The organism is Bacteroidales bacterium, from assembly GCA_014860575.1.
GTDB lineage: Bacteria > Bacteroidota > Bacteroidia > Bacteroidales > JAAYJT01 > JAAYJT01.
Window position 1 is genome coordinate 1 of sequence record JACZJK010000063.1, and the last position, 12,324, is coordinate 12,324.

General features: G+C 43.2%; 10 protein-coding genes. 2 read left to right on the forward strand and 8 right to left on the reverse strand.

The genetic code is table 11. From position 1 onward, the window contains the following. The first annotated feature begins 310 nt into the window (after nucleotides 1–310). Nucleotides 311–2,857: a phosphoenolpyruvate carboxylase gene (locus IH597_16620; GenBank protein ID MBE0664081.1), complete on the forward strand. Its 2,547-nt coding sequence runs from the start codon at nucleotides 311–313 to the stop codon at nucleotides 2,855–2,857. A 193-nt stretch (nucleotides 2,858–3,050) separates the two neighbouring features. On the opposite strand, the gene IH597_16625 is transcribed toward IH597_16620, so the two are convergent. The 8 genes from IH597_16625 to IH597_16660 all read right to left on the reverse strand — a co-directional run bounded on the left by IH597_16625 (nucleotide 3,051) and on the right by IH597_16660 (nucleotide 11,792). Then, nucleotides 3,051–3,515, reverse strand: coding sequence for a V-type ATP synthase subunit K (locus IH597_16625; GenBank protein ID MBE0664082.1), 465 nt, complete (start codon nucleotides 3,513–3,515; stop codon nucleotides 3,051–3,053). Between the two features lie 418 nt (nucleotides 3,516–3,933). Continuing rightward, nucleotides 3,934–5,721, reverse strand: coding sequence for a V-type ATP synthase subunit I (locus IH597_16630; protein MBE0664083.1), 1,788 nt, complete (start codon nucleotides 5,719–5,721; stop codon nucleotides 3,934–3,936). An 8-nt stretch (nucleotides 5,722–5,729) separates the two neighbouring features. Then, entirely contained in the window at nucleotides 5,730–6,332 is a 603-nt protein-coding gene (locus IH597_16635; protein ID MBE0664084.1) for a V-type ATP synthase subunit D, read from the reverse strand. Nucleotides 6,333–6,484: 152 nt separating this feature from the next. Next, nucleotides 6,485–7,804 carry a V-type ATP synthase subunit B gene (locus tag IH597_16640; GenBank protein MBE0664085.1) on the reverse strand — a complete coding sequence of 440 codons (1,320 nt, stop codon included), beginning with the start codon at nucleotides 7,802–7,804 and terminating at the stop codon, nucleotides 6,485–6,487. Beyond that, complete coding sequence (locus IH597_16645; protein ID MBE0664086.1) at nucleotides 7,804–9,576, reverse strand: V-type ATP synthase subunit A; 1,773 nt, start codon at nucleotides 9,574–9,576, stop codon at nucleotides 7,804–7,806. The genes IH597_16640 and IH597_16645 overlap by 1 nt, the downstream gene beginning before the upstream one ends. Then, a complete protein-coding gene (locus IH597_16650; protein MBE0664087.1) occupies nucleotides 9,576–10,403 on the reverse strand; it encodes a DUF2764 family protein in 828 nt (275 codons plus the stop codon). Before IH597_16650 ends, IH597_16645 begins: the two co-directional genes overlap by 1 nt. Beyond that, nucleotides 10,403–11,017, reverse strand: coding sequence for a V-type ATP synthase subunit E (locus IH597_16655; GenBank protein MBE0664088.1), 615 nt, complete (start codon nucleotides 11,015–11,017; stop codon nucleotides 10,403–10,405). The genes IH597_16650 and IH597_16655 overlap by 1 nt, the downstream gene beginning before the upstream one ends. 85 nt (nucleotides 11,018–11,102) lie before the next feature. Further along, entirely contained in the window at nucleotides 11,103–11,792 is a 690-nt protein-coding gene (locus tag IH597_16660; GenBank protein ID MBE0664089.1) for a queuosine precursor transporter, read from the reverse strand. Between the two features lie 312 nt (nucleotides 11,793–12,104). Here IH597_16660 and IH597_16665 point away from each other — a divergent pair. Continuing rightward, the coding region (locus tag IH597_16665) for a cytosol nonspecific dipeptidase (GenBank protein ID MBE0664090.1) at nucleotides 12,105–12,324 on the forward strand (220 nt) is incomplete at its 3' end.

The window sequence follows — 12,324 nt, forward strand, 5'->3', positions numbered from 1 at the left end:
TATCTGCCCCTAAATCCCCTAAAGGGGACTTCCACAAAGTGCTGATTTTTAGCGTTTCCCCTTTAGGGGTCAGGGGTCAAAAACGATAAAAATCAGCAATTTGTGACTTTTCAGAGTGAACTCAAAATTCCAAATTCAAAAATCCAAAAACTACGAATTAACAAATTAACTATTTGACTAATTAACAACCAACTCCTGCATCACTGTATAACTGCATCACTGCGTCACAATATCACCGCATCACAGTTTCACAGTATCACATTTCGAAAGAGTTCCCAAAACTAACATCGCCCTGGAATGTTTAAGTTACATGAACAAGCACAAGCAAAGTGACACATTCGAAAAGCTGGTTATCAACAGGTTTAACCTTTTTAACAGCCTTTTCCTAAGCCTGCCTTTTCCGATTATAAGCAAAACGGGTATGTTGCTGCCATTGCTGACGGAACACTGCCGGCAAGGACTTGAAACCGGTCTTGACCCAAAAGAAATCCTGGACACATTTTTTGGAAAGCATACCGGGATGCTTACTGAAAAGGAAAAGAACAATTTCATGTTCAATGTTATACAGTACGTTGAGCGACAAATTGTTTTGTTCGACAGCGTGGAAGATGCAGCATTCAGCAGGGTGCAAAATGACGGAAATCAGCTCGCATTGGATGATTTTATCAATTTATTGCGAACCAAAAGAATGCGTGGTGACATAGCATCAAAACTAGCTGACTTCAGCGCCCGCATCGTTTTTACCGCCCACCCTACCCAGTTTTATCCCCCCGCAGTGCTTGAAATTATTCAACGACTCAGAAGCCACATCAATGAAAACGACATCAATAAAATTGATATAAACCTTCAGCAGCTTGGCATGACCCCTTTAAGCAACAAGAAGCAGCCAACTCCACTGGATGAAGCAAAAAACATCATCTATTACCTTCGCAATATTTACTACGATGCTGTTGAAGAACTTTACAGTCAGCTGAAAGAGCAGATGCAGCCGGTCGGGTTCAGTAATTACAATATTGTTAAACTTGGTTTCTGGCCGGGTGGCGACCGCGACGGTAACCCTTATGTAACGGCGCCGGTAACTATGCAGGTTGCCGATGAATTGCGTATGACATTGATGCAGTGTTATCACCGCGACATTGAAGAACTCACACGGAAACTCTCATTCAGAAATGTTGAAGATAAGATTTCTAAACTCCAATCTGAAATATATCCTGCAATGTTTGATCATGAAAAGACGATTTCGTTCAGCGATCTCATCAGCCCGCTTGAAGAAATCAGGAAAATTGTTTCGGATCAATATAACGGGCTTTATCTGGATCTTCTTGATCAGCTTATAACCAAGGTGCATATCTTCAGAACACATTTCGCGGCATTGGACATCAGGCAGAACCATGAGGTTCACAAACAAAGCATTGAGGCGATCCTGAAAAAAGAAAAACTGATTAATGAAAACCTTGATGAACTGGATCAGAATGCATTGGTTGATATTCTGCTCAACAAAAACTTCGAACTTTCTCCAGCTGAATTTGAACATGAACTTGTCAGCGACACAATTGAAACTGCAGGACAAATTAGGATGATACAACGCAAAAACGGGGAGCAAGGCTGCAACCGCTACGTTATCAGCAACTCAGAAGATATCCTTTCAGTACTCTTTGTTTACGGTTTGCTGCGATGGTGTTCCTGGAAAAATGATCCGGTAACAATGGATATAATTCCGTTGTTTGAATCCATGGAAGGCATGAAAAACGCCAGATCTATTATGCAGGCACTTTTTGATATTCCGGCGTACAGGGAACATCTTCAAAGCCGCAACAATAAACAAACCATCATGCTTGGCTTCAGCGACGGCACCAAAGACGGGGGATATCTGAAGGCCAACTGGTCTATCTTTAAAACCAAAGAAGAACTCACCGCTGTTTGTGAGGAATATGGCATCAAAGCTATCTTTTTTGACGGTCGCGGCGGTCCACCGGCACGGGGAGGTGGAAAAACGCATCAGTTCTATGCTGCCCAAAGCCAGCACATCGCCAATCATGAGATTCAGCTTACCATACAGGGTCAAACCATTTCGAGCCGTTTTGGTACCAGCGATCATTTTAAATACAATGCAGAACAACTTATCACGGCTTCCTTGTCGCAGCACATTTTTGGCCAATCCAACACTATTTCAGAAAAATCCAGGGAAACCATGGAAGAGCTTTCGGAACTGAGCCATCAGAAATACCTGGCTTTAAAAAACCATCCGATGTTCATTCCCTACCTCGAAAACAAAAGCACCCTGCGCTTTTACAGCAATGCCAACATTGGAAGCCGGCCAGCAAAACGCGGCGACGATAAAAAGCTTACTTTATCCGATTTGAGGGCCATTTCTTTTGTAGGTTCGTGGAGCCAGTTAAAACAAAATGTACCCGGCTATTTTGGCATCGGTTCAGCGCTGAAAAAGTTAAATGATAATGGCAAGCTTGAGGAACTGAAACAACTTTTCAATGAATTCCCGTATTTCAAAATTTTGATCCTGAACAGTATGATGGTTCTTTCAAAATCAAATTTCAATTTGACCCGCTATATTGCCAAAGACCCTGATTATGCTGAATTCTGGAATATTCTGCATGAAGAATACAAGCTCTCAAAAGAAATGGTGTTGCTGATTTCCGGCTATTCCAGCCTGATGGAAGAAGAACCGGTTACAAAGCGATCCATTGAAATCCGCGAAAAGATAGTGCTTCCTTTGCTTGTTATCCAGCAATATGCCTTGCAAAAGTTGGAAAGCGGTTCGAACCAGAAAGAAGTATTTGAGAAAATGGTAACGCGCTCGCTTTATGGCAATATCAATGCCAGCAGAAATTCAGCGTAAATTCTCAGAAATTGCCTTCATTTTAACGCACAAAAAAACCGCACCGGAAGATTTATTCCCGGTGCAGTATTTTTGTGATGCAGTAATGCAGTGAGACAGTAATACAGTAAAGACAGTCTTTGCCAGTTGCCAACTGCCTTTTTGCCAACTCTTCCCTTAATTGCCTTACTCTGGAATAGAGAACCTTAGGTTCTTACAGGCCAGCGCTGATAAGGAAGGTTGCAGCAAAAGCAATAATGGCGTAAAGCTCAGGAAATACAGCCAAAACCATTGTTTTACCAAACACGTCATAGCCTGAACCTATTCCGGCAATACCATTGGCGCAAACCTGTCCCTGCCTGATAGCGGACATCAAACCAACGATACCAAGTGCTAAACCGGCAGCAAAAATTGCGACTCCCTGGCCAATGGTCATGGCTTCAATAAAACCGGGGGCTGTGAGTTTGGCATTGATGATGAAGAACCCACCAAATCCATAAAGGCCCTGGGTTCCGGGCAAAGCGCTCAAAAGCATGTATGAACCAAATGCTTCATCATTCTTTTTTAATGCACCGATGGTGGCATTTCCACCAATTGAAACGCCGATGGCGCTGCCAATTCCGGCAAGACCGATCATCAACGCGATGCCTACATAGGCCAGGATAATTGCTGTTGTCATAATTTTGAATTTAAGGTTGTGTGAAAATTATCTGATTAATTGATTATGTGCTTGTTGAAAAATTTTAGTTGCTAGTTACTTGTTGCTCGATTTTGGTCATACAATTGTCATTCGGTTGTCATACAGTTGTTCTTGTTGCTTGTTGCTTGTTGCTGGTTACTGGTTACTCGATTTGGGTCATACAATTGTCATACGGTTGTCATACAGTAGCTGCTTTGTTTCTTGTTGCTTGATTTGGGTCATACAATTGTCATTCGGTTGAAATACTTTGTTGCTGGTTGCTTATCTCTTAGTCTCTTTGTCCCTTCTCCGTTTCTCACCTTCTCACCTTCTCACTTTCACCCCTCGTCCCTCGTCCCTTCGTCCCTCATCTCTTGTCACTTGTCTCTTGAATCTTGAATCTTAAATCTTAAATCTCCTACTTCTTCTCCGCAAACGGCTTGTACTCTTTACCTCCTCCACTAAAGCCTGCATTCTTGTAAAACTCCACAAATGTCAGACGCATTGGGTGAACAAAAGCTCCCAACGAACTGATGAGGATATTGGCAACATGTCCGATTGTTAAGAACAGCACGAATATTACCGGCCCTATTATGGGAACGCCAAGCATATCAAGGCCAATATTGTTAATGACGAGCCCCAGGATCGCACTTGAAATGCCGAGGGCAAACAAACGGATATACGACAACAGATCGCCGAAAATACCGGTTACCATGCCGTAGATATCCCAAACTCCTTTACCCAGTCTGACGAATACATTTACCTTGGGATCGTTCAATAAAAGGATCATTACACCGCTAATGCCAAAGATTGCATATTTCATCACAACCTCGTTGGCAGCAATAATTTCATAATGTACGAGTGCATAACGTCCAAGCATTCCTAAAATCAGCACCAGCCAGCCAATGGTCGAAATTGCGTATGCTATACCATGTTGCCTGATGATGTTGAACACTTTCACGAACATACCGAAAATAATCTGGATAGCCCCGATTACCAGGGCAAAATAGAACATTTTTTCGCTGTCAAGGAAGTATCCACGAACGTTTGAGAGGAAAGGAATGTCTGCATCAATCAGGTTGATTCCAAAGAATGTTCCGGAAATCACACCAAATATAAAGGTTGCAACTCCCAGAAACTGCGCCAGCGAAAGATAAGGCCTGAATGAAGGATTTGCCTTCGGCTTGTAGAGCGTGGCGCCTACCAGGATCAATAAGCCATATCCGGCATCGCCGAGGCAAAAGCCAAAAAACATCATGAAGAAAGGTGCAAAAAAAGGCGTCAGGTCCAGTTCATGATAGGAAGGCAATGAAAAGAGTTTGCTTATAGGTTCGAAAAGTTTGGAAAACCTATTGTTTTTAAGCAACACGGGAATTTTATCATTGGCTTCCGGTTTTCCTTCAAGGTATAGAATACCTCTTTCTTCACAAAAGCGAACAAGTACTGTTTCTCCACTTACCGGTACGAAGCCCTGGAGCATCATAACCTTCTCACCGGCTTCCGGGCTTGTATTGGTCAATACACGCCTGAAGTCAGTTTTGGTTGTGAGTTTGTTCAGCGAATCCTGCAGCAAAGGAACTGATGTGATAGCATATTCATCAAGTCTTTCACCTATCTCACTGATGCGGGCATGAATATCGTCCCTGCGCTTGATCACTTCGGATAAAGGGTGTTCAGGGGTTTTGATTTCTTCGGCATCCAATTCGATCTGTTCATCAGTGTCCCTGACAAGAATGAAGTATACGCTTGGTGGTTCAGCATTTACAACACCAATGTTGTATTGCTTTTCCCATTCAGGGTTATATTTCTTTGATGAAGTAATATAAAAAGATACATTCAAATCGGCTGCACGTAGTTTCCTTAAGGTCTCAAGAGAAAAATCACCCCAGGGTTCAAGGTTCGCAACTTCCTTGTTTACTGAAAGAAGCTGTTGCTCGAGGTTCTCTTTCTCGGTAATAAGATCCCGAACCTGTTCAACTATATCTGTTCCATCGGCTATAGACAGAGGTGAATCCTGGGGCTCAATCTTACGGCGCTGCAAAAGTTTAATTGTATCTGATATCTGTTTCTGTTCCAGCAGCTGATCGCGGGTTGCATCGTCCAGGTCTTTGGTTCGTTCAACCACGTCAACTACGCCCAATCCCCTCAATTCCTCAAGGAATTTGTGGTAATCGGCATGGTAAACCAGGAACGTGTATTTTTTCATGGGTACTATCATGCCACGGCCTCCAATTGTGTAAGACGGTTTTTAACGATCTTCTGCGATGATTTTGAGAGGTTTTCCTCATCTTCGAGGAATCGTTTGATCTTCAGGATCGCTTCTTCATAACCAGGAATCTGCACCTTTTCGTAAAGGTTAACCTTTTGGGTGGTCTTTTTCCTGGCGTGATCCAAAAGACCCATCTTGCGATTGAAGAATTCCCTTTCAATGGCCACGGTTGCCAGTTCCTTTAATATTGCGATCCCATCCATGAACCAGAAAGGTTTGTTGAATAGGCTGAAATCACGAATGCTGAAATGGATTTGTTCAAGCACCGGCGTTCTGACCCCGGCAATTTTTTTAATGCTCAGGTCCACGTCTTTAATTGTGATAAGTGTAGGGTCAAATTCCGCCCACAGTCTTGCCATATCATCATAAGCAGCAATACGCGAAGCCAATTTTTCATCAAGCCTGCTTGCTTCATCTTTGGCACGTTTTACTTCCACCCGCAAAGCCGACTCCTTGTTTTTCAATGTCGGCAACGCCCGTACACGAACACGAAGCTGCTTGTTCATGTCCTGTAGCGAGGTTTTGTTATATTGAAACTTTATTGCCATTCTTGTTTATTGTGATACTGTGATACAGTGATGCTGTGATGCAGTAGTGATGTGGTATTGGTTAATTTGTCGATTCGTCAATTTGTTAATTCGTTAATTCCGTTAATTCGTAGCTCTTTGAATTTTGAACCTTGAACTTTGAACCTTGAACTTTACTTCGGCCAATATTTATCCACCAGTTCCTTCTTCAATCCAACCTCTGCCTGGCTGAAATGTTTGCCAAATAATTCCCAGGCTGTTACAAGCATCTGTTCTGTATCAATGTTTACGTCAATTGCCAACAATTTTTCTGAATATTGCTTTGCGAAATCCAGTGTACGCTGGTCATAATCCGTAAGGTCGAAGCCGTTTTCGAGTTTGGTGCGGGCATTGGCGGCATCGGCGTAAAGGCGAACTGCTGCATTCATTACCTGCGGGTGGTCCTCGCGGGTTTTCGTGCCAATTACCAATTGCTTCAAACGCGACAAGCTACGGAACGGGTCAACAATAACTTTTCCGATTTCGGTATCACGGCGAAGGAATAATTGTCCCTCAGTAATATAACCGGTGTTATCCGGAATAGCATGGGTAATATCCCCACCCGAAAGCGTTGTTACAGCAATGATGGTGATGGAACCACCATCAGGAAACTGAACTGCTTTCTCATACAATTTAGCAAGGTCGCTGTACAGCGATCCAGGCATAGAATCCTTTGAAGGAATCTGATCCATACGGTTCGAAACAATACTGAGCGCATCGGCATACAAGGTCATATCGGTAAGCAGTACCAGCACTTTTTCATTTTTATCAACGGCAAAATATTCAGCAGCAGTAAGCGCCATATCAGGAACCAACAGGCGTTCAACCGGCGGATCTTCCGTTGTGTTCACAAAACTGATAATGCGGTCGAGGGCTCCTGCATTGTCGAACACATTTTTATAATACAGGTAATCATCGTTGGTGAGACCCATTCCACCGAGAATGATTTTGTCGGCTTCTGCGCGAAGGGCCACCATGGCCATAACCTGGTTAAAAGGTTGATCGGGATCGGCAAAGAATGGAATTTTCTGACCGGTAACCAAAGTATTATTAAGGTCAATGCCTGCAATACCAGTAGCGATAAGTTCCGATGGTTGCTTGCGGCGAACAGGGTTCACCGAAGGCCCGCCAATTTCGCGTTCTTCACCTTCCACTTCCGGGCCGCCGTCAATGGGCATGCCAAATGAATTGAAAAATCGGCCTGCCAGATCTTCACTTACTTTAAGTGTTGGCGGACGATTAAAGAAAACGACCTCGGCATTGGTAGGAATACCTTCGGTACCGGCAAAAACCTGCAGGGTCACACTATCGCCCATAATCTTAACCACCTGGGCTAAACGGCCATGCACCATTGCCAATTCTTCGTTGCCAACACCTGTGGCATTCAGCGAACAGGTTGCCTTGGTGATCTGGGTGATCTTTGTATATATCTTCTGAAAAGCTTTGGTTTCCATTACGACGCTTTCCTTTCATCCATTAGGTTAGTAAATTCCTTTTCAAACTTGTAGAAATCATCCGATTCATAAATCGAATAGTTCATCTGCTTCAACTGGTTGATAATGTTTTTGAAGAACGGGTTCACTTCTTCAAATTTTTCAAAGTTGAATTCGGTGTTATACACTTCATACACTTTTTCGAGCATGTATTTTTGGCGAACCATTGGAGCGTTGCAGTCAATTTTATCGAATGCATCCTGCTGCAGTATCACGGCATCAAAAACTTCTGCTTTCCAATAAATGAGGTGATATTCAAGTGGCACTCCATCATCGCCAAGGATGTTGATCTGTTCGGAAACTTCTTTACCGCGGATCAGGATATTTTTAAGTTGCATTACTTTTTCCACCCAATCTTCCGAGATGTTTTTCCTCAAGGTTGCCTGGAGTTCAGGATACTCGAGGTATTTCGAATAACTGTCAATGGGGTCAATGGCCGGGTAACGCTTGCTGTCAGCGCGTTGCTGAGAGAGTGCATAAAAAGCACGTGCCGCTTTCTTTGTTGATTCTGTAACCGGTTCTTTCAGGTTACCACCAGCAGGTGAAACGGTTCCTAAAAAGGTGATAGAGCCAATTTTACCGTTGTTAAGATAAACAAAACCAGCACGACTGTAGAAGTTTGAAATGATAGCGGGCAAATCCATTGGGAAGCCATCAGGTCCGGGAAGTTCTTCCATGCGGTTCGACATTTCGCGTAATGCCTGAGCCCAACGTGAAGTTGAATCGGCCAGCAACAAAATCTTTAAGCCCATGGCACGGTAGTACTCAGCCAGGGTCATGGCAGTGTACACCGAAGCTTCACGTGCTGCCACCGGCATGTTCGATGTATTCGCGATGATGGTTGTACGTTCCATCAGCTTGCGTCCGGTACGGGGGTCTTCAAGTTCAGGAAACTCCGTAAAGATTTCCACTACTTCGTTGGCCCGTTCACCACAAGCGGCAATAATCACAATGTCGGCTTCGGCCTGTTTTGAAATGGCATGCTGCAATACGGTTTTGCCGCTACCGAATGGTCCGGGAATAAATCCGGTTCCGCCTTCAACAATTGGGTTCAGGGTATCAATGGTCCGAACCCCGGTTTCAAGAAGCTTGAAAGGCCGCGGTTTTTCCCTGTAATTCTTGATGGCTTTTTTTACCGGCCATTTCTGAACCATTGTCACTTCAACATCCTTGCCTTTTTCGTCGGTGAGGGTCGCAATTACATCATAGACTTTGAACTTGCCGGCTTTGGCAATTTTTTTCACTGTATATTTTCCTTCGAACACAAAGGGAACCATGATGCGGTGCGGAATTGAGTTCTCCTTCACTTCGCCAAGCCAGTCGGCAGCTATCACCTGATCGCCTTCTTTGGCTGTGGGTTCGAAATCCCATACTTTGTCCGGATCGAGGGCGCGGGTGTAATCGCCGCGTTTCAGGAACACGCCTTTCATTTCATCAAGGTCGTGTTGAAGTCCATCGTAGTTTCGTCCCAGAATGCCGGGTCCCAAAGTAACTTCAAGCATGTGGCCCTTGAACTCCACGTTAGCTCCAGGCTTCAGGCCACGGGTGCTTTCAAAAACCTGGATATAGGCTTTGTTGCCCATAACCTTGATCACCTCGGCCATGAGGTCGGTGCCTTCGTGGCTGATGTAGCAAATTTCATTTTGGGCCACAGGTCCATCAACCTCAACAATAACAAGGTTGGCAATGATGCCGTTAACCTTTCCAGTGGTTAAGTTGTTTTTAGTACTCATTATACATTAAATTCTTTAGGGAATTCATAACTATTTTCCAGGTCTTTCAACAAACGGCGGAACATTTCTTCGCCGGTTTTCTTGTCGAGTTTGAGCCAGCGTTCTACTATGCTTAGCTTGATCACAAAACCCAGGATCACTTCAATAGTAAAATAATTAAAGGTGTTAATATCATCAATATGGTTCCATCTAAGCTGGTCAATGGCTTTTTCGCGCTCAAGAAGATTGGTGTTCTCATTGATCTGGATCAGTTTCTCAACGAAAGGGAATTCGGCATTCAGACCAAAGTCCCGTGCATTGCTTTTGCGAATAGCAGTTGATACCGTGTTATTGCCTATCAATAAGTTGTCAACAGGAATTTTATGGCGACGCGCCGACAGTCCGGCAAGAATGTTTTTAAGGTCGCGTTCGAACTCAAACCAGGATCGCAAAAATTCGTTCTCCACTTTTGAGGTGTGGTCGTAAAAGAGCATTGTAAGCTGATCTTCCCAACTCATGTCAGCTTCTAAAGCCTGGCCTGTCTTAAACTGTGTGATAAATGTTTTCAGGTAATCGGGAAGGAATTCCGCTTCCTTGATCTCATCTTCCAATTCATCGAACGAATATTTGCCGGTACTATCAAACTCCACAATGTTTTTCAGCAGCATGTTAAGCACGTTGCGGTTGTCTATTGTGAGGAATAGTTGTTCAACCAAATTGTAATCGTCGGGATGCAAATGAATCTTCAACTCTTCCCTGAATTCCGCAAGTGAAACTGAAAGCTTGCTTTGCTCCAGGACGATGTCAGGTAAACCGGCCACCAGGTAGTAGTAATTCCTGCTAAACATTATTCTCCTCCGTAAAGCAGTTTTGTAGTTCTGGGTCGCAGGTAATTTTTGAAGAAATTCTCGAAATCTTCTTCGGTGAAGCTTAGCACATAGCTTTTATCGCCCGGGCCGATGCGGAAACCTCCACTCATTTTATCATCGAGTTCAACCTTCAGTTTTCCGTTAAGCGTTTCGCGGGTTTTGGCTTCAAAGTACGAACCCATTTTCTCTGCATCTTCTTTGGGCAAAGAAAGCGCCAAATCAATACTACCTGATTTTGAATCCCAGTTTTTGATCACTGTTTCAATGATTCTTTTTACAAAATCCTTGTCTTTGAAAGCTTCCTTAATTGGTTCGGCAACCAAACGTGTAGTAACCATTGAGGTAATTTGCTGTTTGATAGCCGAGATGGACTGACGTGCCGACATCTGTACTTCGCTGGCTACGTTCTTGCGCATTTCTTCTGTTTCATGCTTTGCCGTTTCCTGAAGTTTTTGGGCTTCCTTTTTCGCGTCTTCAACAATCCTGTCAGCTTCTTTCTGAGCGTTTTCAAGGATGATGGCTGCTTCGGTATTGGCTTTTTCTATGCCTTCGTTGTAGATCCTGCTGGTAAGTTCCTGAAGTTTACTTTCCATTGTTAGAATTTTAAATTGGAGCGCAAAAATAGTGTTTTGCTAATATATAAAAAAATGAATGCATTATTAACTCTTTAAAATTTTCTTAAAAATCCAGCTCAGCGCCATGTCCCTTAAGCCCAAAATGACGCCTGATTCCGTAAACCAGCAAATACACCACCGGAGTATCGAGCAATGCAAACAGCACTTTGAACAGAAATCCGTTCAAAATTAGCGCGAAATAGAATTCCTCATTTATCACTTCAAACATTGTGAGCAGTGAGATAATCACAAAAGTATCAACAAACTGCGAAGTAAAAGTAGAGGCGTTGTTGCGAAGCCAAAGATGCTTTCCGTTGGTAAGCCTTTTCCAGAAATGGAATAACTGCACGTCAATAAACTGGGCCAACAGGTAAGCTGCCAGCGAAGCAGCAACGGCTATGTAAGTAAACCCAAATACTTTTTTGAACTCAACATTGCTAATGGGTGACCATTCCGTTGCCGTTGCTTCAGTTGAAACAATTACAATCAGCAGGGCAAATGCGCTTGCAAACAAACCCCCGATTACAACACGGTTAGCTCTTTTGCGCCCGTAAATCTCAGAAATTACATCGGTGATTAAAAAAGTTACCGGATAGGCTATTATACCAACTGAAATCTCAAATGTGTACCATCCAAATGGGGACCAGCTAAAAAACTTCTGAAAAATTAGATTGCTTGTCACAAGTGAAGTGATAAACAGGGAAGCCAATACAAGGTATAAAATTTCAGCGTGGCTCTTGAGTTGCGCGGTCATTGAGATTTGAGATTTATTGTGATGCAGTGATGCAGTGCTGCAGTGATGGAGTGATGGAGTGATGGAGTAATGGAATAATGATAGGTTGATTAGTTGATTGGTTACTTTGTTAATTTGATGATTGTAATACGTTAAATGTTTGCACTTCGAATTTTGAATTTGGGATTTTGAATTTCCAAAATGTAGCCTCTTAACAAGCCTGCACATACATTGTTCGCAAAGCGGGCAAATAAAATCTTCAGGAATATTTTCACAAATAAAAAATTCCCGTAGGTTTGTAAGTTCAATTATCAATCACGAAAAACAACTGCCATGGACCCTGTTTTCAAAGGATTAAACCCAGAAGCGCTTTGGAACTATTTTGCTGAAATCTGTAAAATTCCCCGCCCATCGAAAAAAGAAGAAAAAATTGCTGCTTATCTCCTTCAGTTTGCTGCTTCGCAAAATCTTGAATCAGCAATTGATGAAGTTGGCAATATTCTCATCAGCAAGAAAGCAAGCCCTGGGTTCGAGAAAAAGAAAACCGTTGTGC